Raw genomic sequence first — 23,804 nt, forward strand, 5'->3', positions numbered from 1 at the left:
GGTGCCGGGCCGTCGCCGATTGTCGGTGGCAGGGCCGACAATGGAGGGGTGACAACGCAGCTCCCCACCGCAGATGCCCAGGACCCCGAGAGCAACGCCCGCACGAGCCGGCTGCGCGACGCGCTGCTGGCCGCCGCCTTCACCGCCGACGGGCTGCTGGACCTGCTCGGCGCGCCCGCGTACGCCGCGCTGGCCCGCAGCGAGACCGTCCCCGCGCTGCGCGCCACCCGGGGCGACGGGCCTCTGGAGACCCTGGTGCGGCTGTTCCTGCTGCAGTGCCCGGTGCCCGAGGCGCGGGTGGCCGCGGCGCTGCCGGTGGCGGACTGCCTCGCCGACGGCTGGCTGGTGCGGGACGGCGGCGAACTGCGCGCCACGGTGGACGTACGGCCCTACGGCGGCCCCGAGGGGCAGGACTGGTGGATCGTCTCCGACCTCGGCTGCGCGGTCGGCGGCGCCGGCGGCATCCGGGGCGCCGCCGAGGCGGACCGCGCCGAGCTGGTGCTCGGTGTCGGCGGGGCGTCCACGACCCTCGCCGGGATCACCGCGCGCCGCCCGGTGGCCAGGGCGCTCGACCTCGGCACGGGCTCCGGCATCCAGGCGCTGCACGCAGCGCAGCACGCCACCCGGGTCACCGCCACCGACCTCAACCCCCGCGCGCTGCGGATCACCGCGCTGACCCTGGCGCTCTCCGGGGCCGGCCCGGCCGATCTGCGCGAGGGCTCGCTCTTCGAGCCGGTGGGGGAGGAGACCTACGACCTGATCGTCTCCAACCCGCCGTTCGTGATCTCGCCGGGGGCCCGGCTCACCTACCGGGACGGCGGGATGGGCGGCGACGACCTGTGCCGCACCCTCGTCCAGCAGGCCGCCGCGCACCTCAACGACGGCGGGTACTGCCAGCTGCTGGCCAACTGGCAGCACGTGGCCGGCGAGGAGTGGCAGGACCGGGTGCGCTCGTGGGTGCCGCGCGGATGCGACGCCTGGATCGTCCAGCGCGAGGTGCAGGACGTCACCCAGTACGCCGAGCTGTGGCTGCGCGACGGCGGCGACCACCGCGCTGGTCAGGAGGAGTACGCCGCGCGGTACGACGCCTGGCTCGACGAGTTCGAGGCGCGCAGGACCAAGGCCGTCGGCTTCGGCTGGATCACGCTGCGCAAGTCCGGCGCCGAGGACCCGTCCGTCACGGTCGAGGAATGGCCGCATCCGGTCGAACAACCCCTGGGCGAGGCGGTGCTGCGCCACTTCGACCGGCAGGACTACCTGCGGGCCACCGATGACGCGGCGCTGCTGGCCAGCCGCTTCCGGTTGGCCGACGAGGTGGTGCAGGAGCAGGTCGGACTGCCCGGTGCGGAGGACCCTGAGCACGTGGTGCTCCGTCAGAACCGCGGCATGCGGCGGGCCACGAAGGTGGACACGGTCGGCGCCGGTTTCGCGGGCGTCTGCGACGGGTCGCTGCCCGCCGGGCGGATCCTGGACGCCATCGCCCAGCTCGTCGGCGAGGACCCGGTGCTGCTGCGGGACCGCACGCCGGCCTCGATCCGGATGCTGGTCGAGCAGGGCTTCCTGGAGCCGGTCGGCTGAGTCGGGGGCGCGGCGGCGGATGGCGGGCGGTCGGTGCGGGGGCACCGGCCGCCGGGTGCGTTCCCAGGGGCCAACGGCCCTTCCCGGAGCGGACGTTCAGTTCCGGCCAGTTTCGGCGAGTTGGGCGGATTGTGCAGCGGAGGGGGAACCTCCGTGTGCCGATGCCCGTATTCCTGAGGGAAGGTCACCAACCAACCCATTGGCCCCTCAGTGAGGAATCCGACATGAACCGTGCACTGCGTTACGCCACCGTCGGGATGGTCGCCGCCGCCCTGCTCGCCGGCGGTTCGGCCGCCGCCTTCGCCACGCCGCAGCAGGTCCACACGCCCGCCGCGGTCGTGGCCACCGCGCCCGCGAAGGCGACGCTGACCGCCAAGGCCAGCGCGACGACGGTCCGCGCCTGGCAGGAGTTCCGGATCACCGGCGCCGGCAAGGGCCTCACATCGGGCGCCAAGGTCACGGTCCAGCAGAAGCAGGGCGCGAAGTGGGTGTCGCTGCCGGCGCAGGCGCCGGTCCACGCCAACGGCAGCTACGCGATACGCGTCAAGCTCGGCATCAAGGGCGTCAACCAGCTGCGGATCGCGTCCGGGAGCACCCTCTCCCCGGTCGTGAAGGTCACCGTCCGCTGACGCCTGGGGGCCCGGCCGTCAACCGATGAGGTGGACGAGGTTGCGGCCGACCATCCAGACCGCGGCGATGCCGAGGACCACGGCATTGCCGCGGGCCGTCAGCTTCAGCGAGCGGCGCCGCCCGCGCAGCCCCTCGACCAGCCAGCGCACCAGGACGTAGGCGAGGGCGGGGACGCCGAGCGCGAGGAGGACGGCGTTGTCCTGGAAGGCCGTCGCGACATCGCCGTGCATCAGGTCGTACGCCATCCGCGTCCCGCCGCAGAACGGGCAGAGCAGTCCGGTCAGCATGCGGAAGGGGCAGGGGATCAGCAGCTGACCGGGCTGGTGCGGATCGGTGTGCCAGAGGTAGCCGGCGGCCAGCGCGCCGGTGCCGAGCGCGAGGGCGGCCTGGCGGAGGGTGCGCCGGCGCACGGTCGCCGGATCGGCGGCCTCCCGGGGCTCGTCGGTGCTCACACGCTCAGCGACCTGGCGTAGTTGACCTGGTTCAGGACGAACATCACCTGCTCGCGCGACTGCACCGGGACCATCGTGGCGTGGTGCCGGCCCCCGCTGTTCACCGTGACCTGCACGAAGCCGGTCGTGATGCGCTCCTTCATCAGGAGGAAGAGCAGCCCGAGGAGGCAGAAGAAGAAAAAGACGATGGCGAGCACGACCGCGTGCGTGGGCATCCGCTCCTCCGTGCGCGACATGTCCGTGGCCGTCCAGACCGCGCCCTTGAGGGGCATCGGACCGGCCGGCGTGACGATCGTGTCGCCGTGGACCGCGATGTCGCCGAGGGCCAGTGCCAGGCCCATGGCCTGCGGCGGCTGGACCGGCAGGCCGACGGGCGGCGGCGGGGCGGCCTGCGGGTAGCCGTATCCGGGCTCGCCGGGGCGACCGCCCTGCGGGTAGCCGTAGCCGGCCTCGGCGGGCCGGCCGCCGCCCGGGGCCGCGTACGGGTTCTGGCCCGGTTGGCCGGGCGGCTGCTCCGGTGGCGGTCCGGGGTACTGGTGCGCCATGGGTGTCGTTTCCCCCCGAGTGCGTGACGTCGACGGCTCCCGGCCCACCCGGTGAGCCGTGCCGCATCCATCCTGCCAGCCGGCTCACCCGCCGTAGCAAGGTGAGGACGGCAATCGCGGCCGCCCTGTGACAGTCGCCGCACGGCGCGTGTCCGACCGGTGGACGGGGCCGGGGAGCGGGTGATTACTCTGCGAGATCAGTGGCAGGCCGGGGGCGGTGGTCGGCCGGCGTCGAACGGCGGGGCGGAGCGGGGCCGGGGTGCTCCACGAGGGGGCGTCGTAGGGCCGTCGGGGAGCGCCCGGAGCGGTCGGGGCGGCGCGAAGGCATGTAGTCGGGTTACCGTTCGAGTGGCGTTGCGGGGTTTTTCCGTTTGACACGGGGGCGGGAGGTACCGTCACACTCCGCAGCGTCAAGCGTCACCGCAGTGCGCCCCGGGCGTCCGGCCCAGGAGCATCCCCAGCGTCGACCGGAGAGAAGAGCGAAGTTGTCCCCGACCAGCGAGACCGCAGAGGGCGGCGGCCGCCGACTCGTCATCGTCGAGTCGCCTGCCAAGGCGAAGACGATCAAGGGCTACCTCGGCCCTGGCTACGTGGTCGAGGCCAGCGTCGGGCACATCCGCGACCTCCCGAACGGCGCGGCCGAGGTCCCGGCGAAGTACAAGGGCGAGCCCTGGGCCCGCCTCGGCGTGAACGTCGACGCCGACTTCCAGCCGATCTACGTGGTCAACACGGATAAGAAGGACCAGGTCAAGAAGCTCAAGGCGCTGCTGGCCGAGTCCGACGAACTCTTCCTCGCCACCGATGAGGACCGCGAGGGCGAGGCCATCGCGTGGCACCTCCAGGAGATCCTCAAGCCGAAGGTCCCGGTCCACCGGATGGTCTTCCACGAGATCACCAAGGACGCCATCCGCGAGGCCGTCGCCAACCCCCGCGACCTCAACCAGAAGCTGGTCGACGCCCAGGAGACCCGCCGGATCCTCGACCGCCTCTACGGCTACGAGGTCTCCCCGGTGCTGTGGAAGAAGGTCATGCCCCGGCTGTCGGCCGGCCGGGTGCAGTCGGTGGCGACCCGGCTCGTCGTCGAGCGGGAGCGCGAGCGCATCGCCTTCCGCTCCGCCGAGTACTGGGACCTGACCGGCACCTTCTCCACCGGGCGGGCCGGCGACGCCAGCGACCCGTCGACGCTGACCGCCCGACTGAACAGCGTCGACGGCCGCCGCGTCGCGCAGGGCCGCGACTTCGGCGCCAACGGGCAGCTGAAGAACGCCGATGTGCTGCATCTGGACGAGGCGAACGCCCGGGCGCTCGCCGCCGCCCTGGCGGACACCGCGTTCGCGGTCCGCTCGGTCGAGTCCAAGCCCTACCGCCGTTCGCCGTACGCGCCGTTCCGGACGACCACCCTCCAGCAGGAGGCCAGCCGCAAGCTCGGCTTCGGCGCCAAGGCCACCATGCAGGTCGCGCAGAAGCTGTACGAGAACGGCTTCATCACCTATATGCGTACGGACTCCACCACGCTCTCGGACACCGCGGTCGCCGCGGCCCGGGCGCAGGTGACGCAGCTGTACGGCGCCGGGTACCTCCCCGACAAGCCGCGGACGTACGCCGGCAAGGTCAAGAACGCGCAGGAGGCGCACGAGGCGATCCGCCCCTCCGGCGACCGCTTCCGCACGCCCGCCGAGACCGGGCTGACCGGCGACCAGTTCAGGCTCTACGAGCTGATCTGGAAGCGGACCGTCGCCTCCCAGATGAAGGACGCGACCGGCAACTCCGTCACCGTCAAGATCGGCGGCCGGGCCGCGGACGGGCGGGACACCGAGTTCAGCGCGTCCGGCAAGACCATCACCTTCCACGGCTTCCTCAAGGCATACGTGGAGGGCGCCGACGACCCGAACGCCGAGCTGGACGACCGCGAGCGGCGGCTGCCGCAGGTCGCCGAGGGCGACGCGCTCACCGCCCAGGAGATCACCGCCGACGGCCACGCCACCAAGCCGCCCGCCCGCTACACCGAGGCCACCCTGGTCAAGGAGCTGGAGGAGCGGGAGATCGGCCGTCCGTCGACGTACGCGTCGATCATCGGCACGATCCTGGACCGCGGCTATGTCTTCAAGAAGGGCACCGCGCTCGTCCCGTCGTTCCTCTCCTTCGCCGTGGTCAACCTCCTGGAGAAGCACTTCGGCCGGCTCGTCGACTACGACTTCACCGCCAAGATGGAGGACGACCTCGACCGCATCGCCCGCGGCGAGGCGCAGGCCGTGCCGTGGCTGCGGCGCTTCTACTTCGGCGAGGGCGCTGGTGCCGGCGAGAGCGGTGCGGCGGACGCCGGCAACGGCGACGGCGACCACCTCGGCGGCCTGAAGGAGCTGGTCACCGACCTCGGCGCGATCGACGCCCGGGAGATCTCGTCGTTCCCGGTGGGCAACGGCGTCACGCTGCGGGTCGGCCGCTACGGCCCGTACGTCGAGCGCGGCGAGAAGGACGAGGAGGGCCACCAGCGGGCCGACGTCCCCGACGACCTGGCGCCCGACGAGCTGACCGTGGAGTACGCCGAGGAGCTGCTGGCGAAGCCGAGCGGCGACTACGAGCTGGGCATGGACCCCGAGTCCGGCCACCAGATCGTGGCGAAGGACGGCCGCTACGGCCCGTACGTCACCGAGGTGCTCCCCGAGGGCACCCCGAAGACCGGCAAGAACGCGGTCAAGCCGCGCACCGCCTCGCTCTTCAAGTCGATGTCCCTGGACACCGTGACGCTGGCGGACGCGCTCAAGCTGATGTCGCTGCCGCGCGTGGTCGGCACCGACGCCGAGGGCGTGGAGATCACCGCGCAGAACGGCCGCTACGGCCCGTACCTCAAGAAGGGCACCGACTCGCGTTCCCTGGAGCGCGAGGAGCAGCTCTTCACGATCACCCTCGACGAGGCGCTGGCGATCTACGCCCAGCCCAAGCAGCGCGGCCGGGCCGCCGCCAAGCCGCCGCTGAAGGAGCTGGGCACGGACCCGGTGAGCGGCAAGCCGGTGGTGGTCAAGGACGGCCGGTTCGGCGCGTACGTCACCGACGGCGAGACCAACGCGACGCTGCGGCGGGACGACGACGTCGAGACGATCACCCCCGAGCGCGGCTACGAGCTCCTGGCGGAGAAGCGCGCCAAGGGCCCGGCGAAGAAGACCGCCGCCAAGAAGACCGCGGCGAAGAAGACGACGGCGAAGAAGACCGCCGCCAAGAAGACCACGGCGAAGAAGACGGCGGCCAAGAAGACCACCGCCAAGAAGGCCGCCACGAAGACGGCGGCCAAGACGGCGGCGAAGAAGACCGCCGCTCCGGCCGAGGACTGAGCCCCGCCCGGGGCCGCGCCTGCCCGGCGTGGTCCGGCGCGGGACAAGGGCGGGCCGGCGGACACCCTCCGCCGGCCCGCCCTTGCGCGCTCCCGCTCAGCCGCCCGTTTGTTCGGGCAGGCGCCCGGTGGAGTGTTCCGTCCCGATAGGCTGGCGAGATGACGCGTGCCGAGCAGCCAACGGTCGTGACCCCCACCGCAGACGCCCTCGCAGCCGATTCCCGCGAGCGCGCCGTACGAGCCCTGCTCCGCTTCCCCCCACTGAAGCGGCTGTGGAGCGCCCAGTTCGTCGGGGGTATCGGCGATGCCCTGTCCTTGCTTGTCCTGGTACTCCTCGCCCTTCAGGCGGCGCTGTACGTACCGCTGGGCGGCCAGGCCGTGTTCGGCGGCGGCTACCGCGGCGCCGCCCTCGCGGTCACCGCCGTCTTCGGCGTACGGATGCTGGCGACGTTGCTCTTCGGGGCGGTCCTGCTGGGGCCGCTGTCCGCGCTCGCTGCGCCCGACGGGCCGCTGGACCGCCGCTGGACGATGATCGCCGCGGACGGGCTGCGGCTCGCGCTGCTGGTCATCGCCCCCCTGTGGATCGACTGGACGCCCACCAGCGCCCTGGCCTGGCTGCTGGTGACGGTCTTCGTCAGCGGCGTCGCCGAGCGCTTCTGGACGGTCGCCCGGGAGAGCGCCGCGCCGGCCCTGCTGCCCGCGCCGCCCCTGGAGGGCGCCGCCGTCCGGCCGCTGCCCGACAACATGGACGCACTGCGCCGGCTGTCGCTGCGCACCAGCTTCGCCGCCATGCCGATCGCGGCCGCCGCCCTGGTGGTCTGCGCGCTGGTCGGGAGGCTGCTGGGGACCGGCGTGGAGTGGTTCCACCTGCACCAGGCGGCGCTCGGCTCGTACCTCGCGGCCGGACTGTTCGCCGCGTCCGTGTCGATCCTCTACTTCATCGAGCTGCCCGACGGGCAGACGCCGCGGCCGCGCTCCCCGCTGGAGGGGCTGCGCCGTCCGAAGGGCACCTCGGCCGCGGCCACGACCGGCTCCGGCTCGGAGCGGGGCCGCACCGGCGCCATCCCGCTGCTGGTGCTGGCATGCGCCGCGGTGGCCGCCGCGATCGCCGCGGCCGCCGCGCTCGCCGTGCTGCACGCCGCCGACCTGGGCGCCGGGCCGGCCGGCTACGCGCTGCTGGTGCTCGCGCTGACCGGCGGTACGGCCCTCGGTATCCGCGGCGCCCGCAAGGTGCTGCCCGGGTTCTCCCGGCGCCGGCTGCTCGCCCTGGCGATCGCCGCCACCGGTCTGCTGCTGTTGGCCATGGGGCTGGTCCCGGACACCACGACGGTGCTGCTGCTCGCGCTGCTGGCCGGGCTCGGCGCCGGCGTCGCCGCCAATACGGGCCACGCCCTGCTGGACCAGGAGACCGAGGCGTTCCGCACCGCCCGGACGACCGAGCACCTGCAGGCCGTCGTCCGGCTCGCCATCGGGCTGGCCGCGATCGTCGCGCCCCTGCTGGCCGGGCTCATCGGCCGGCACCAGATCGGCAGCGGAGCCTTCGTCTTCGCGCACGGCGGCGCCGCGTACACGCTGATGCTGGTCGGCGCGCTGCTGCTGCCGGTCGCCGCCTGGGTGCTGGGCAAGACCGACGACCGGCAGGGCGTTCCGCTCCGGCACGACCTGCGGGAGGCGGTGCGCGGCGGCGACCCGGCGCAGGCCACTGCGGCCACCGGCTTCTTCATCGCCCTGGAGGGCGGCGACGGGGCCGGGAAGTCCACCCAGGTCGAGGCGCTGGCGGAGTGGATCCGTGGCAAGGGCCACGAGGTCGTGGTGACCCGGGAGCCGGGCGCCACCGCCATCGGCAAGCGGCTGCGCGCGATCATCCTGGACGTGTCCACGTCCGGTCTCTCCGACCGCGCCGAGGCGCTGATGTTCGCCGCGGACCGGGCCGAGCACGTCGACAGCGTCGTCCGGCCCGCGCTGGAGCGCGGCGCGGTGGTGATCACCGACCGCTACATCGACTCCTCGGTGGCCTACCAGGGCGCCGGCCGCAACCTCGCGCCCACGGAGATCGCCCGGATCAACCGTTGGGCGACCGGCGGCCTGGTCCCGCACCTGACCGTCCTGCTGGACATCGCCCCGGACGCGGCCCGCGAGCGCTTCACCGAGGCGCCGGACCGCATGGAGTCCGAGCCGGCCGCGTTCCACGAGCGGGTGCGCAGCGGCTTCCTCACCCTGGCCGCCGCCGACCCCGCGCGCTATCTGGTCGTCGACGCAGCCCAGGAGCCGGAGGCCATCACCACCGTCCTCCGGCACCGGCTCGACCAGGTCCTCCCGCTGTCCGAGGCCGAGATCGAGGCCCGGGAAGAGGCCCGTAAGGCGGCCGAGGAGGAGGCCCGCCGCAAGGCCGAGGAGGAGGCCGCGCGCAAGGCGGAGGAGGAGCGCCGGGAGCGGGAGCGCCAGGAGCAGCTCGCCAAGCTGCGCGCCGAAGAGGAGGAGCGCAAGCGGCGGGAGGCCGAGGAGGCCAAGGCCCGGGAGGCCGCCCGCCAGGCCGAGGAGGCCCGCAAGCGCGCCGAGGAGGCCCGCCAGGCGGCGGAGGAGGAGCGCAAGCGGCGCGAGGCCGAGGAGAAGGCCCGCCAGGCCGAGCGGGAGCGGCTGCGCAAGGAGCACGAGGAGCAGGCGCGGCTGCGCCAGGAGGCCGAGGAGCGCCGCCTGGAGAAGCAGCGCAAGGCCGAGGAGGCGCTGCTGCGCGCCGAGCAGGCCCGGATCGCGGCGGCGGAGGCGGCCAAGGCGGCCGAGGCGAAGGCCAAGGCGGAGGCGGCCAAGGCGGCCGAGGCGCCGACCGCGGAGACGGACGTGACGCAGCTGCGGAAGCGGATCGCGGCGGAGGGCGACCCGGGGACGGGTGCCGGACGCGGTGGGTCTTCCTCCGGGGCCTCCGGTTCTGCGGGTTCCGACGGTTCTGCCGGTTCCGCGGGCTCTGCGGGTGCTTCCGGGGCCGTGGCCGAGAGCCGCTCCGATGCGGGCGCCGGCTCCGGTTCCGGCGCCGCCCCGGACGGCGAGCGGACGGCGGCGCTGCCGCGGCCCGAGCCGCGGGAGGCGTACGGCCAGGCGGACGAGACCGCGGTCCTGCCGCCCGTACGGGACGACGCCCGGCGCGCTCACCAGGGAGGTGGCGCGGACTCCGAGGAGACCGCCGTGCTGCCGCCGGTCCGGGAGGGCGACCCGGCGGACCGGGTGCCGCCGTGGATGTTCGCCCAGGAGAACGGCGCGGGCCGGGACGCCGGCGCGGCCGAGCGGGGCGCCGAGCGGACCCGGGAGCTGCCGCAGGTCGATCCGGAGACCGGCCGTCCCGCGGAGTCCCCGCGGCGCGGACGGCCCCGCCCCGAGTGGGCGGAGGAGACGCCGCTGGACGACCTGCCGACCCTCGCCGACGAGCTCCTCGGCCCGCGCGCGGACGATGACGCCGACCACGGCACGGGCGGCAACGGCCGCCGCCGGGGCCGGCGCGGCTGACCGGACGGGGGCCGGGAGCCCCTGGGCGACGCAGGAACGGCCGTGGCCGCAGCATTCGCGCTGCGGCCACGGCCGTTCCTCGTGCCGGGCGCGGGGCCGGACCGGGCGGGGGACCGGTTGTCAGTGGGGTGCACCACAATGGGTAGGGAACGGGTCGTGACGGACGGGTCCCGGCGGGGGGAGCACCGGCGCGGGGCGCGGCGACGGGCCCGCGGTGGCGGCGCTCGCGCGGCCTTCCCGCGGCACGGTCGGGTCGGTGCGGCCCTGCGGCGACCCGAGCAGCACACACGCGGAACGGACAGGACGGCAGCAGCGATGGCGGTATGGGACGACGTGGTCGGCCAGGACCGGGTGACGGCGCAGCTCGACGCCGCCGCACGCGATGCGGACGCCATCGTGACCGCCGAGAGCGCGGCACGGCGGGCCGCGGCCGGCGCGCCGGCGCAGTCCGCGCCGGCGCGGACCGGCGCCTCCCAGATGACGCACGCCTGGCTGTTCACGGGCCCGCCCGGTTCCGGCCGGGCCACCGCCGCCCGCGCCTTCGCGGCGGCCCTCCAGTGCGTGAGCCCGGACCGCGCCCTCGGGGGCGGCCCCGGCTGCGGCTTCTGCGACGGCTGCCACACCAGCCTGGTCGGCACCCACGCCGACGTCGAGATCGTCCGCACGGACCTGCTCTCCATCGGCGTCAAGGAGACCCGCGACCTGGTCCGCAGGGCCTCGCTCTCCCCGGCCGGAGGTCGCTGGCAGGTGATCGTCCTGGAGGACGCCGACCGCCTCACCGAGGGCGCGGGCAACGTCCTCCTGAAGGCCGTCGAGGAGCCCGCGCCCCGTACGGTCTGGCTGCTGTGCGCGCCCTCCATCGAGGACGTCCTCCCCACGATCCGCTCGCGCTGCCGCCACCTCTCGCTGCGTACGCCGTCCGTCGGCGCGGTCGCCGAGCTCCTGGCGCGGCGCGACGGCATCGACCCGGAGACCGCCGCCCGCTCCGCCCGCGCCACCCAGGGGCACATCGACCGGGCCCGCCGGCTCGCCACCGACGAGCGGGCCCGGGCCCGCCGGGCAGCCGTCCTGAAGCTCCCGCTCCGCATCGACGACATCGGCGGCTGCCTCAAGGCCGCCCAGGAGCTGATCGACGCCGCCGGCGAGGACGCCAAGCAGGTCGCCGAGGAGGTCGACGCCAAGGAGACCGAGGAGCTGCGCGCCGCCCTCGGTGCCGCGGCCGGTACCGGCGGTCGGCTGCCCCGGGGCACCGCGGGCGCCATGAAGGAGCTCCAGGACAAGCAGAAGCGCCGCTCGACCCGCACCCAGCGCGACAGCCTCGACCTCGCCCTGGTCGACCTCACCGCCTTCTACCGCGATGTCCTCGCCGTCCAGATGGGGGCATCCGTCCCGCTCTCCAACGACGACGTCGGCGACAGCATCCGACGTATCGCCACCACTTCCACCGCCGAGCGCACCCTGCGCCGTATAGAAGCGGTGATCGCCTGCCGGGAGGCCCTGGAGCGCAATGTCGCCCCGCTGCTCGCCGTCGAGGCCATGACGGTCGCGCTGCGAGCGGGCTGAGCCGCCCGCCGGTCCACCGGTCGCACGATCGCCGCGCACACATCGTTCATCTATGGATACGCTCCGTAGGTGACCTGACGTCGCGAGCCGACGACCGGGAGCCGGGGCCGCGCATCCGCAACTGCGCATCCACCACCGGAGAACCGGGGACCGGGAGACCGGGACCGACGAACCGGTACCGGGAACCGGGACGGGTGCCGAGCGCCAGACCGCCACCGTCGAGGAGCCACCACCACCAGGAACGCCACACAGGCCACCACCGGGAACCCCGCCACCTGGGACCGACACCAAGGGACCGCCATGCCGCCCAGCCGCCTGTTCCGCTCCACCGCCACCACCGCGGCCGCTGCCGCCGCGGCCCTCGCCCTGCTGCTCTCCGGCTGTTCGTCGGGGACGTCGCCGTCCCCCGGTTCCGCCGCATCCCCGGACCGTTCGACGGAGGCCGGCGCCGACCGCCCGGGGTCCGCCGCCTCCCCGCTCCAACCGCTCCCCACGGCCATCCCGAACAACCTCCGCCCGTACTACGACCAGAAGCTGAGCTGGCACGACTGCGGAGTGGCGGGCTTCCAGTGCGCGACGATGAAGGCGCCCGTGGACTACGCCAAGCCCAGCGCGGCCACCGACCTGAAGCTGGCGGTGGCCCGCAAGCAGGCCACCGGCCCCGGTGACCGGCTCGGCTCCCTCATGGTCAATCCGGGCGGCCCCGGCGGCTCGGCGATCGACTACCTCCAGCAGTACGCGCCCCAGCCGGCCGCGGTCCGGGCGCGCTACGACATGGTCGCCATGGACCCGCGCGGCGTCGCCCGCAGCGAGCCGGTCGAATGCCTCACCGACCCGCAGATGGACCGCTTCACCCAGACCGACACCACCCCCGACACTCCCGCCGAGGTCTCCCAGCTCGTCACCGCCGACCGCAACTTCGCCAAGGGCTGCGAGGCCCGGTCCGGCAAGCTGCTGCCGCACGTCTCCACCGTCGAGGCGGCCCGCGACATGGACGTCCTGCGCGCCGTGCTGGGCGACAAGAAGCTGACCTACATGGGCGCCTCCTACGGCACCTTCCTCGGCGCGACCTACGCCGGCCTCTACCCGACCCGCGCCGGCCGCCTGGTCCTCGACGGGGCGATGAACCCGTCGCTGGACTCCCGCACCATCAACCTCGACCAGACCGCCGGCTTCAACACCGCCTTCACCGCGTTCGCCGCCGAGTGCGTCAAGAAGAAGGACTGCCCGCTCGGCACCAAGAGCGCCGAGGACGCCGGCCGGCAGCTCTCCGCCCTCTTCAAGAAGCTGGACGCCCACCCGGCGGAGACCGGCCAGGAACGCAAGCTCACCGAATCCCTCGCCACCACGGGCGTGATCGCCGCGATGTACGACCAGGGGACCTGGCCGCTGCTGCGCGAGTCCCTCGCCCAGGCCAAGGCCGGCGACGGCCGCGGACTGCTGGCCCTCTCCGACAGCTACTACGAGCGCAACTCCTCGGGCCACTACGCCAACCAGATGTACGCCAACCCGGCCGTCAACTGCCTCGACCTCCCGCCGGCCTTCACCGGCCCCGACCAGGTCCGCGCCGCCCTGCCCGCCTTCCGCAAGGCATCCCCGGTCTTCGGCGACAACTTCGCCTGGTCCGCCCTGAGCTGCGCGTACTGGCCGGTCAAGTCCAGCGGCCAGACCCACCGCATCGAGGCCAAGGGCGCCGCCCCGATCGTCGTCGTCGGCACCACCCGCGACCCGGCCACCCCGTACACCTGGGCCAAGGGCCTGTCCGCCCAGCTCTCCAGCGCCACCCTCCTCACCTACGTCGGCGACGGCCACACCGCCTACGGCCGCGGCAGCGACTGCGTCGACACCGCCATCAACACCTACCTCCTCGAAGGCACCCCGCCCGCCAAGAACAAACGCTGCACGTGACCCGCCCCACACCCGCCTGACCCTCGCCCGAACCGAGTACAGAGCACCCCTCGCTCCTGTGTAGACTGGGCCGCGCACCACGCCGCCTTAGCTCAGTTGGCCAGAGCAACGCACTCGTAATGCGTAGGTCTCGGGTTCGAATCCCGAAGGCGGCTCAGGGAAACCCCAGGTCATGTAACCCGTGATCTGGGGTTTTGTGCTTCCGGGAGCACTCTGTGGGGATGGGGTACCCCTTCTGGGGTGCCTTCTGGGGCGTCATGATCGCCGCCGGTGGGCACCCGGTGAACAGGTGTGCAGCGAGCGTGCAGCGAGTGTGTGGCGGGCGTGCGGAGCGGTGGGCGAGCGGGTGATTGCCGTTGGGTTGGTGAGCGGGCAATCCCCGGAGCGCGTCCACGGGGCATCAAAGGCGCGTGGTTGAGGGGTTCTTAGGGGGTCCTGGGGAACGGGCGGCGCCGGTGTTCCGCTCGTAGCGCCGCCACTCGACGCGGAACGCGCCAGGTCGGATGAACTCCGTTGCCAGGACGGCGATTTCGCCCCGGCGCTTACCGGTGTGGTCCCTGGGGGGCGACGGCGGCGAACTCGTTGTCGCGGCCGGGTCGGACGTGATCAGGCGCGGGGCGCGTCACCGGCCACGCCGGACAGTCGCCTCTTCCGAGGCTGCCGCCTGCTCGGCCTCGCGTTCGGTGGCGGAGCGACCGCGGCAGCCCAGCCGCTCGCGGGGCGAACGAGACCTTGCTAGCATAAAAAGAACTGGCTCGATGCAGCCCAGGAATGTATGACCTGGGCGAATACTTCGTGTGCGGGGATAGACCGCGCGAGCCTCGGATGGGGGAGAGCGGGGATTTTTGCCAGATCGCGACGATTTCCCCTCGCGTTTGTGATGCCCAGTCAGCGCAGCCATCCGCGGGCCATCGTCACGAGGGCGTCGCACCCCAGGAATCGCCTCACTGAACACAGCAGCCGGTAGGACGACCATGACTGAGTTGGACACCATCACAAATGCATCAGATCCCGCGGTGCAGCGGATCATCGATGTCACCAAGTCCTCGCGATCCAACATAAAGACAACGTTGATCGAGGACACCGAGACCCTCATGCAGTCCATCTCGGCCGGAGTGCAGTTCATCGAGGTCTACGGTAGCGACAGCAGTCCTTTCTCAGCCGAGTTGCTGGCTCTGTGCAGGCGGCAGAACATAGCGGTCCGCCTCATCGACTCGTCGATCGTCAACCAGTTGTTCAAGGGGGACCGGAAGCCCAAGACGTTCGGCATCGCCCGCGTCCCTCGCCCGGCCAAGTTCAGTGATATCGCAAACCTCAGTGGGGACGTCGTCGTTCTCGACGGGGTGAAGATCGTCGGGAACATCGGCGCGATAGTGCGCACGTCGCTCGCGCTCGGAGCGTCGGGGATCATCCTGGTCGACAGCGATATCACCAGCATCGCGGACCGGCGTCTGCAAAGGGCCAGCCGGGGCTACGTCTTCTCGCTTCCCGTCGTCCTCTCCGGTCGCGAGGAGGCCATCGCCTTCATTCGGGACAGCGGTATGCGGATGGCGACGCTCACCGCACGCGGCAAGCTTTCCGTGAAGGACCTCGGGGACATTCCCGATCGGCTGGCCTTGTTGTTCGGCAGCGAAAAGGAAGGGCCTTCCGAGCTGTTCGAGAAAGCAGCTTCCGCCTCGGTTTCGATCCCCATGATCAGCGAGACCGAGTCCCTCAATGTGTCCGTCTCGCTCGGTATCGCGCTGCACGAGAGGATCAACAGGAATCTCGCGGCCCAGCGATGAGCGCATAGGTTCCTCAGAGACCCGGTTCCTCGACCTCGATGCGCCGGTGGTGATCACCTCACACAGCAGTGATCATCAGCGACGCATCGAGGTCGAGGGTTTTTCCGCAAAGTCGCACCCGACGGTGTCACGACCGCTTACGCCGATTCACCGTCAGGGTCCGCGGCGGGCACTTCCTCGAAGGCGCGGCCGATGCCCGCGAACGACTCGATCACGCTGTCGCCTTCCGCGATCGCCTCGACCGCGAAGACGCTCGTGGACGTCGGCGGGTAGCCGATGATGTCGATCGCCCGGCTGACCGACAGCGGGTTCTGCATGTTGACGCCGTCCCAGAGGTACACCGCCCCCCAGTAGCCCTTCTCGGCGTCCGCGAACCAGGTCTTCATCCGCATCCCCTTGAGCGTGGAGAACGCGTCCACCGCGTAGTCGCGCAGGTACTCGCGAAGGTCCTCGACCGTGGCTTTCGAGTTCTTCAGGTTCCAGAGGACGATGCTGATGTACACGCTCATACCTCCCAGGACGGCGAAGCCCAGCGCCGCAGACGGTATGGCGCCCACCAGACGCTGCCGCCGATCCGGATGGCCAGGTGATGCTTCTCGAACGCCGACATCGCCGCGGCCGGCACGGAGTCCGCTGCGCGGTCGGCCGCCAGCGACTCGACCGCGGAGACATAGGCAGGGTCCGAGACCGTGAGCCGGCGCAGACCGGTGTGGCGCCGGTCCCGGATCTGCAGGAACCCGGGACCGCGACGGAAGAAGCACCTGCCCACGTGGTACCTCGCCCGCCAGATGTTCAGTGCCTCGGCACCGCGCGGCCCCTCCAGGTCCGACGGGGGAAAGAGGTGGCTGAACACCCACCACTCGGGACCGTCGGGCGCCGTCAGCTGTGCCCGCCAGTCCACTTCCACGCCGTAACTGGTGAGATCGCGGATGAAGGAGAGCGCGGGGATGACGTGCTCCGTCCCGGCTCGTCCACCGAGATCGACGACGGGCTCGATCGACACGAACCGCGCGCCGGACTCGTAGATCCGGCGCGCCTCGTCCGCGACGTCCCCGCCGAGCACGCGGTCGCCGAGGTGCATGTTCGGCAACGCGCGTACCGCCGCCGCACCGTGGCGCCACATGCTGAACCGGACGTCGAACCCGTTGTCGGGAATGGTCGCGGCATCGTTCATCGTCGGCATGGCAGCCTCGCCTCTCACACTGCTACGGACTCGGAGGACGGACGGTCGGCCTCCGACCGCGCCGCCAGTCCCTGGCCCACCCGGATCTGCATGAACCTCTGGTTGCGGTCCTTCGTGACGACGTGGATCAGGCGGCCGTCGTCCGTGAAGAGCAGACCCAGCTCCATCCATCGGTCGATCACGGCGCCGATGTCCGTCTGCCCGAACCGCTTCGCGCACTCGCGCTCCAGGTACTGGAGCGACCTCGGCTGGTCGAGCAGCTGGAAGAGCGCGATCTCGACGTCGGTGGTGAGCTGGATGACGTCCCAGTCGAAGCCCGGCCGGGTGTTGGTGAGCGTGATGCTCTCCTCGGTCTCGAAGTACGACAGTTGACTGTGCCAGTGCGCGTCGCGCCATGTGTCCATGGCGGCGCGCAGTTTCCACGCCATGTCGTTCCCGATGCCTTGGTGCGTCGCTTTGAAGATGTACGCGATGTCGAACAGTTCCTTCTCGGGAAGGTCATAGGTGAGTCCGTACTGAGGAGCCGCCCACCGCTCGTGGAAGCCGAGCGAGGGGTTCTCGAAGTACGGAGCGAAGCGCTGGACCGCGAGCCGGTCGTCGCCGCCGGCCGGCTCCAGGTGGTGCAGCGCGGGGAACTGCTCGATGACCTTCGCGTAGTCCTCGTCGGTCTCCCCGGGGAAGCCGTAGAGGTAGGCCCATGCGACGGTCAGGCCCAGCGACTCGGCGTCCCGGAGCACGCGCACGTTCAGGCAGCCGGAGACGCCCTTGTCCATGAGCTTCAGCACCTTGCTGTTCAGGCTCTCGATCCCGGGCTGGACGCAGACCACGCCGGCCTTCGAGATGACCTCGAGTTGCTCGTAGCGCAGATTGGCCTTGATCTCGTACATCAGCCGTAGGTCGATCTCGGCCTTGGCAAGCGCGGGAAGCATCGAGTCCAGGTAGGCCATGTCCAGGATGTTGTCCACGAGCATCACGTCGAGGATCCTGTGGCGCTTGGCGAGCGTCACGAGGTCGTCGATGAACTGGTCAGGGCGCTTGCTGCGGAACATCATGCTGGCGCCGTTCAGGCCGCAGAAGGTGCAGTGGTGCTTCTCGCCCCACCAGCAGCCGCGGGAACTTTCGAGGATCAGCCTGGGCTCCAGCCAGAACCGGGCGTGTGACTTCGTGAACTGCTCGACGTATTCGTCGTAGTGAGGCAGCACCATCGCGGCGGGTGGCAGTGGCTTGGTGCTCACCGCGTTGTGCACCGAGGAGCCGCTCTCGTCCCGCCAGCACAGCCCCGGCACGGTCTCGAAGGCCGCCTCGTCCGCGGTCAGCGAGTGCAGCAGCCCCGGCCAGGCCAGCTCGCCCTCGCCGCGGACCACGTAGTCGACGAAGTCGAAGTTGCGGTGCAGCGCCTCGCCCATCGATCCTTCGCAGTTGGCGCCGCCGAACACGGTCACCGTCCGGGGCGAGAGTTCCTTGACCCGCCGGGCGACCGCCATCGATGCGGTGAGAGTCTGGAACGTGGTCGTGAAGCCGACGACATCGGGTTCGCCGGCCACGATGCGCTCGGCGAGTTCGTTCGTGAACTCCTCGACGTGCTCGTGCAGCCAGAGCGTGGTCTGCATCTGCTCTTCCTCGGTCGTGCCGTGCGCCAGCTCCTGGCCGTGCACGGTCTCCGACCGGGGGCCGAACTGCTCCAGGAACTCCGGGACCCTCCACTTCGGATCGTGATAGAGGGCCGAGGAGAACACCCAGTCCCCGGTCCCGATGTAGCAGCTTTCGAGGTCGTAGTAGCGGTAGTCCTCGTAATTGAAGTCGGGACGACGAGAGGTGATCCAGTCGACGAAGTCGAGGTTTCCGTACACCACGTCGACCTGGGCGTCGGGAAACTCCTTGAGGGTGAGGCTCTTGAGCAGGCCGAGAGCCACCGAAGGAAACCCGATCGGACTCCACGGTACATTGACGAGCGTAATGCGCATGATTCTCCCCCCGCTAATTCCTAGATCTGCTTGACAATTTCTTCACCGGATCCGTGGTGCGCCTCATCCCGGCGGCTCGTGGTGAGGGGCTGCCGTTCCGCGAGTTCCCGGGCGACGGCGTCGAGTCCTTGCGCCAACTCCTCGGTGGACTTTCCCGAAACTTCCTCGTTGGCGCGCGCGAGGAGATAGCAGAACAGGAACCGTTCGGCCAGACTGAACCCCATCGTGTGGAGACAGCTGTACAGCAGGCTCGCCTGAATTCGGTACGCCAGGAAATCCGGGCTCCGATGCAGCAGATCCGACATCTCCGTGGACAGCTTTTTCGCGTGGAAGCTGCTGGGCGGCAGGTGATCGTCGGGGTGCTCGTGGAAGTCGTCGAGAGTGGGGCCGAAATGGGTGATGCGACCCGCGCGGCACTCTTCGCGCAATACTCCGAAGTGTTGCCGTACGACATCCACCCAGGCGCGCGCCGGCTCGTCATCGAGGGCGGGTATCGGTGACGCCGCACGGCTACGGATGAATTCCCGGACATGTGTGCCGAGTTTGTCGTAGTACGCCGCGCAGCGACGCTCGAAGGAATCGGGGTCCTTGGCCAGCGCGTTCTTGGCGCCCTCGTAGTGCGAGCGATAGCTGAGCATGCGCAGACTGAGCAGCTCGTCGAAGCCGCGCGAGGAAAGCCGAAGCTGTTCGGACTCCAGCACGGTGGCTCCCGCGTTCGTGACCATCAGGTCCAGCGCCAGCAGGTACGCCTTGGTCTTGTCGTCGCCGATCGCCGCCACGCTGCGGGAGAGGATGGGTGCCACGGCGCGGTAGAGGCTCTTGGCCGCGGCGTCGAACCCGTCCCCACCGATCCCGGAGTTCCACAACGGTGAAGGGATCTCCTCAAAGGGGAGCTCCGCCACGGTCGGCCGCAAGCCGTGGGCGTCCGCCGCGCGTTGGAGCCGGTCACGCGCCTCGTCGGTCGTGGCCGTGTCCGACTGGAGGCTGACGTGGAGGCAGTCGCGCCCACTCGCCCGGTCCCAGGTGCGCACGAAGTAGTAGTCACCGGGCCAGGCCGGCTGCTCCGGCCCGAACAGGTCGGTGAGGAAACCGCGGATGCTCCGCGTCACCGTCGCGCCACCCTCGTCGAGGGGGATCGTCACAAAGACGTGCACACGAACCTCCACAGTAACGATGCACCTTGCCGAGGAGAATCAAAGCCCCCGGTGCATCGCTGCCGACGGGCGCGCATTCGTCGAATGGCGCCCGGCGGCAGCGACCCGTCTAGGCGCCCGGTCAGGACGACGAAGACGAACACGAACTGGTCGTGCAGCCGGTGGTCGTGGTCGACGCTGCCATGGCCTGCGACAGCGTCTCATCACTGTAGTTCGAATCCTCAATCAGATCCGAGATCTCCAGCGCGTTCAGGTCCAGCTCCTGCGTGGAATCCATTCGAAATCACCTCCTTTCCTTTATTCGGAAAGGCGACTGCCGGTGGGCGCGCATTCATTGCCCGGTGGCAGCGACCCGTCTAGGTGCCCGGTCAGGACGACGAAGACGAACACGAACTGGTCGTGCAGCCGGTGGTCGTGGTCGATGCTGCCATGGCCTGCGACAGCGTCTCATCACTGTAGTTCGAATCCTCAATCAGATCCGAGATCTCCAGCGCGTTCAGGTCGAGCTCCTGCGTGGAATCCACTTGGAATCACCCCCCTCCGCGACTAGATTTTCACCGTACCAGAATAGGCCGGTCGTATGGGAAGACCCTTTGAGGAAAAAAATTGCTTTCATTCACGCCGCCGCCATTTCTGCCAGGGAACGGCGGATGACGTAGGCCAGAAACGCCTCGGCAACCGGAAGGATCCCGAGGCGGTTGTTGGTGGTGTGAATGTAGTTGGCCAGGCAGTGGGCATACGGCGTTTCTTCGAGTGCGAGTTCCGCGACATCACCGCCTGGCGAGGTGACCTGTGCCGCCTGGGTGGACTTTAAAGCTTTGGCATAGGTGTCGTGGAAAACGTCGGTGATCCCGTCTCGCCAGACCGCACTGCACAGGCTCGTCACCCTGCTTCGCGTTTTCTCGTACATCCCGGCCCACTTCTCGTCGTAGCCGGGCGGCACCCATCTGCGCCAGTCCTCCTCGTAATGGCTGAGGAAGTCCTGGCTCTGCTCCGGGTCCAGCCCGGAGCCTTTGAGGGACATGGCCATGACGCGCATGGCGGGCCCCGCCGGCGAGGCCGCGAGCTGGCGATCCGTCAGGCCGGCGAGGAGGTCAAGGACCGCGGTCGACGTCGAGCGGAAGAGCTCTTCGGCAATACGGAGCCCCGTGGTGCCGCCGTACTTCGCGTACTCGGGTGCGTAGACGGCTGCTTCGACGGTGCCCGCTGCCCTGACCGCTACGGGCTCCGCCCCTTCGAGTGCGGCCAGGCCGGGTTGGTGGGAGGACTGCTGTGCGTACTCGGCGGTTCGCTCGGCGTCGAGTGCCGGCATCGCCGCGGCCAGTCTGCTGCGCACCGACTCGACGGTCTCCTCCGAAGCCTCGTGGAGCCGCAATCTGATGTGCGGACCGCCCTGCCAGTACCGCAAGTACCAGAAGCGGTTCCGCATCCCGGCCTCGCGCATGACGGGGTGGAGCACATCCCGCAGGAAGCCGGGCTGCAGCGACATCGGCAGGTGGATGTGGAGCGGCGACCACTCACCGGTCCGCTCAGTCTCGGTAGAGCTCAACGAAAAACTCCTCTGCTGCCGCCGGCCCGGAGCCGCCGTATTCGTCGGGGGCCGGTACGCACTCTCGAATGGACGCGTAGACGTCGTCCCGTGTGAGCGCGGACTTCGCGAAGCTCCGCACCAGGTACGGGTTGCGGAAGTCGACGTACATGGGCTTGTGGACGCTCGCCCGCGTCAGATGCCGGAAATCGGACCAGTCCCTCGGGATCTCCTCCACCAGCCCGGACAGCAGGTTGTACTCGTCCAGGCGCTGCGTCAGCACGAACGCGTGCTGGGGCAGGCCCTGTTCGCGGCGCCACTGGTCGAAACGCAGCAGCGCCGGGTAGGAGTCCTTGCTCAGCTCGACCAGCTCGGGGATGTCGCGTGCGGGCACCGTCCAGGTTCGCCGGCTGGCGACGACGTCACCGACCATCAGCCGCGGCGAGGATCCGGGGTATCCGCGATGCCCCATCGCCCGGCCGATGTCGTCCATCGGCGCGTAGTTGTACCGGATCGTCGGACTCAGGACTTCCAACAGGTTGTAGAGGACCGGGACCACGATGGGGAGCATGAAGTTCATGGGGGCCAGGTGAACGCGCTCGTCGAGTTCGGGGTCCCAGAGGAGCACACCGCGGTTGGCGTGGTCGATCCGGATCGCGAGCCTGTCGAGGCTGTAGGCCCTCATCTCCGGTGCGGTGGGCCAGGTGCCGGGGTAGTTCAGCACCCGGTCGGTGAGCGGCGGGTGCAGGTTGAAGTTGAGGCCGGCGACCATGTTCAGGTCCACCTGCCCCGGGAATGCCTTCCGGAGGTGTTCCCGGACGGCGGTCCGAAGCGTCCAGTCGTCGGCGGCGGATCCCTGGACGAACGAGCTGAAGCGTGAGAAGTAGACGCCGTATCCGGTCAGGACCCCGTTCACCACGATGTCGGGCGACGGTGTGCCGCCCGCGAACTGGACGCGGAAGGTGATCGAGTCCGGGTCGACGCAGTCCTCCACCCCCGCGCACGCGGCCTTGAGCGCTTCGGGTGTCATCCGGGCGACGCCGTCCTCGGGCACGAGCTGTGCGCCGATGTCGCGCAGGGCCTGGGCGCGCTGTGCGACGAAGGTCTCGGCCGCGGCGGATTCATGTCCCCAGAACACCGCGTCCTGCTCGCTCTCGGACAGCGATACGAGCTTGTCGAAGAACGTCAGGAACGGCACGGTCTCGCGGTCGCCGTACGTGGTGGCCGCGAAGTGGTACATCCCCAACCGCTTCGTGTGGCCGTAGTCGAGCAGCGACGACAACCGCCACAGACTCTCCAAAGCGGGGACGCTCGCGGCCACGGCGTCCCGGCTCCAGGTCGCGGGCCGATCGGGCGTCCAGAGGTCCTCGTACACCGGTGCCCGGGAGATCTCCGCAGGGGGCGGCTCCATCTCGCAGACCTCGGCGACGTCGGCGAGCGCATGCTCCGCGGCCTTCAACAGCAGCCCGCGCTTCTCCGCAGGCGCGTCGGAGAGCTTCGTCTCCACTTCCCGGAGGGTGTCGAGATGACCACTCAGGACGGACACGGGCCGGGTCGTCCCGGCGCGCAGGACGCCGGCGACCTTCTCGGAGTACTCCGGGTGCTGCTCGTCGAAGCCGGGGCTGACGTACAGCAACTCGATCCGCATCATGGCCCGCAGGGCCTTCCTGCTGGTCGCATCGCTGCCGGTCAGCGTGGTCAGCGCACGGAGCACCTCCGGCACCGACGCCGTGCCTGTGGCCAGGACGGCCAGGAGGCAGTCGACGACCTTGTCGCGCTTGAGCCGGACGATCGACTCCGAGAGGCCGTACTCGGAGGAGTCGGGGACGAGGCCGATGAATTCGATCTTCTTGTCGTCCACGCGCAGGGACGAGTTCAGCAGCACCTTGCAGAGGTCGATGCCGCCGTCGACCCGGCGCAATCCGGCGGCCAGCCAGTTCACCAGCACCCGGTTCAGCGTCGACGTCGAGTACGTGCGGGACTCCGGCACGGCGTCACCGACCACCGCGGGCAGGTCGGGCGGGAAGGCTCCGACTTCGGTGAACCGGCCGAAGGGAGACGGCTTCAGCGCCGCGCGGTAGGCGAAGTTCACCAGCGAGGACTCCAGAACCCGGGATCGGCTCGGCTTGACCGAGCCCATTTCGCCCGAGGTGTACCGGCGCAGGCTCTCGTAGAGCTGGTCACCGGAGAGCTGGATGCTCCTCGCCATCGAGTCGTGTTCGAGGATGCGGGCGAAACTCGCGCGCGCCGATCGCATCCTGTCCTCGAACAGCGTCCGCGCCTCGTCCTCGCACCGTCGCGTCCGCCGCACGAGGTCGAACCACTCCCGCACCCCGGCGAGCGTCTCCGCGTCGAGGTGCGGCTCCACGAGCCCGACCCGTCGAGCCGCCGGCTCGGCACGCTGGTTGTAGATGTCACGGCGCAGCCGGACGAGCTCGGCACGTACGGACGCCTCCACCTGCGGTACGCATCCGGCCAGCCGGTCGGACACTTCGCCCGCTCGCCGCGCACAGTCCTCCCCAAGGAGGCGGCTCTCCTCGATCCGGGCCCAGGGCTCGTCGAACCGGAGGTCCTCAAGTCCGGCCACGGGCAACCGACTACGCCGGAACACGACGTAGGGGCTGACCCTCACGGCGGACTCGGCCGGGGACGCTGAAGGCTCATCCGATCGCACGAAAGGTACTCCTCG

Annotated in this window: 17 protein-coding genes and 1 tRNA gene; 8 read left to right on the top strand and 10 right to left on the bottom strand. The window is 70.6% G+C overall.

Translation table 11 applies throughout. From position 1 onward, the window contains the following. Positions 1-48 precede the first annotated feature (48 nt). Positions 49-1,578, top strand: coding sequence for a N5-glutamine methyltransferase family protein (locus tag JNO44_RS24035; protein ID WP_205366040.1), 1,530 nt, complete (start codon positions 49-51; stop codon positions 1,576-1,578). Positions 1,579-1,802: 224 nt separating this feature from the next. After that, positions 1,803-2,207, top strand: a complete 405-nt coding sequence (locus JNO44_RS24040; RefSeq protein WP_205366041.1) for a hypothetical protein — start codon at positions 1,803-1,805, stop codon at positions 2,205-2,207. Between the two features lie 18 nt (positions 2,208-2,225). Here JNO44_RS24040 and JNO44_RS24045 read toward each other — a convergent pair whose 3' ends face one another. Next, a complete protein-coding gene (locus JNO44_RS24045) occupies positions 2,226-2,660 on the bottom strand; it encodes a DUF2752 domain-containing protein (protein ID WP_205366042.1) in 435 nt (144 codons plus the stop codon). Continuing rightward, positions 2,657-3,205, bottom strand: a complete 549-nt coding sequence (locus JNO44_RS24050; RefSeq protein WP_205366043.1) for a hypothetical protein — start codon at positions 3,203-3,205, stop codon at positions 2,657-2,659. Before JNO44_RS24050 ends, JNO44_RS24045 begins: the two co-directional genes overlap by 4 nt. Before the next feature lie 485 nt (positions 3,206-3,690). Here JNO44_RS24050 and topA point away from each other — a divergent pair, with 485 nt between their 5' ends. The 6 genes from topA (at position 3,691) to nshR (ending at position 15,286) form a co-directional block, all read left to right on the top strand. Continuing rightward, positions 3,691-6,534 (top strand): type I DNA topoisomerase, encoded by a 2,844-nt coding sequence (gene topA, locus JNO44_RS24055; RefSeq protein WP_205366044.1) that lies wholly within the window; start codon positions 3,691-3,693, stop codon positions 6,532-6,534. A 158-nt stretch (positions 6,535-6,692) separates the two neighbouring features. After that, a complete protein-coding gene (gene tmk / locus JNO44_RS24060) occupies positions 6,693-10,031 on the top strand; it encodes a dTMP kinase (protein WP_205366045.1) in 3,339 nt (1,112 codons plus the stop codon). Between the two features lie 315 nt (positions 10,032-10,346). Further along, the gene (locus JNO44_RS24065) at positions 10,347-11,594 is read left to right on the top strand and encodes a DNA polymerase III subunit delta' (protein WP_205366046.1); all 1,248 of its coding nucleotides are present in this window, start codon (positions 10,347-10,349) and stop codon (positions 11,592-11,594) included. Positions 11,595-11,894: 300 nt separating this feature from the next. Beyond that, positions 11,895-13,502 (top strand): alpha/beta hydrolase, encoded by a 1,608-nt coding sequence (locus JNO44_RS24070; protein ID WP_205366047.1) that lies wholly within the window; start codon positions 11,895-11,897, stop codon positions 13,500-13,502. A gap of 81 nt (positions 13,503-13,583) precedes the next feature. Continuing rightward, positions 13,584-13,657 (top strand) — tRNA-Thr (locus JNO44_RS24075). Between the two features lie 819 nt (positions 13,658-14,476). Continuing rightward, entirely contained in the window at positions 14,477-15,286 is an 810-nt protein-coding gene (gene nshR, locus JNO44_RS24080; RefSeq protein WP_205366048.1) for an NshR/TsnR family 23S rRNA methyltransferase, read from the top strand. A 137-nt stretch (positions 15,287-15,423) separates the two neighbouring features. Here nshR and JNO44_RS24085 read toward each other — a convergent pair whose 3' ends face one another. The 8 genes from JNO44_RS24085 to JNO44_RS24120 form a co-directional block, all read right to left on the bottom strand. Continuing rightward, positions 15,424-15,795, bottom strand: a complete 372-nt coding sequence (locus JNO44_RS24085) for a hypothetical protein (protein ID WP_240167645.1) — start codon at positions 15,793-15,795, stop codon at positions 15,424-15,426. Then, a complete protein-coding gene (locus tag JNO44_RS24090; protein ID WP_205366049.1) occupies positions 15,792-16,460 on the bottom strand; it encodes a DUF5825 family protein in 669 nt (222 codons plus the stop codon). Before JNO44_RS24090 ends, JNO44_RS24085 begins: the two co-directional genes overlap by 4 nt. Before the next feature lie 23 nt (positions 16,461-16,483). Then, a complete protein-coding gene (locus JNO44_RS24095) occupies positions 16,484-18,433 on the bottom strand; it encodes a RiPP maturation radical SAM C-methyltransferase (RefSeq protein WP_205366050.1) in 1,950 nt (649 codons plus the stop codon). Positions 18,434-18,453: 20 nt separating this feature from the next. Next, on the bottom strand, positions 18,454-19,587 hold the full coding sequence (locus tag JNO44_RS24100) for a hypothetical protein (RefSeq protein ID WP_205366051.1): 1,134 nt from the start codon (positions 19,585-19,587) through the stop codon (positions 18,454-18,456). Between the two features lie 121 nt (positions 19,588-19,708). Beyond that, positions 19,709-19,864, bottom strand: coding sequence for a thiocillin/thiostrepton family thiazolyl peptide (locus JNO44_RS24105; protein ID WP_073444393.1), 156 nt, complete (start codon positions 19,862-19,864; stop codon positions 19,709-19,711). A gap of 91 nt (positions 19,865-19,955) precedes the next feature. Then, positions 19,956-20,111 (bottom strand): thiocillin/thiostrepton family thiazolyl peptide, encoded by a 156-nt coding sequence (locus JNO44_RS24110; RefSeq protein WP_073444393.1) that lies wholly within the window; start codon positions 20,109-20,111, stop codon positions 19,956-19,958. A 92-nt stretch (positions 20,112-20,203) separates the two neighbouring features. Beyond that, positions 20,204-21,136 (bottom strand): thiopeptide-type bacteriocin biosynthesis protein, encoded by a 933-nt coding sequence (locus JNO44_RS24115; RefSeq protein ID WP_240167647.1) that lies wholly within the window; start codon positions 21,134-21,136, stop codon positions 20,204-20,206. Beyond that, positions 21,117-23,702 carry a lantibiotic dehydratase gene (locus JNO44_RS24120; RefSeq protein ID WP_240167648.1) on the bottom strand — a complete coding sequence of 862 codons (2,586 nt, stop codon included), beginning with the start codon at positions 23,700-23,702 and terminating at the stop codon, positions 21,117-21,119. The genes JNO44_RS24115 and JNO44_RS24120 overlap by 20 nt, the downstream gene beginning before the upstream one ends. Between the last annotated feature and the right edge of the window lie 102 nt (positions 23,703-23,804).

The sequence above is a fragment of the Streptomyces noursei genome (assembly GCF_016917755.1).
In the GTDB taxonomy this organism is placed as follows: Bacteria; Actinomycetota; Actinomycetes; order Streptomycetales; family Streptomycetaceae; genus Streptomyces; species Streptomyces yunnanensis.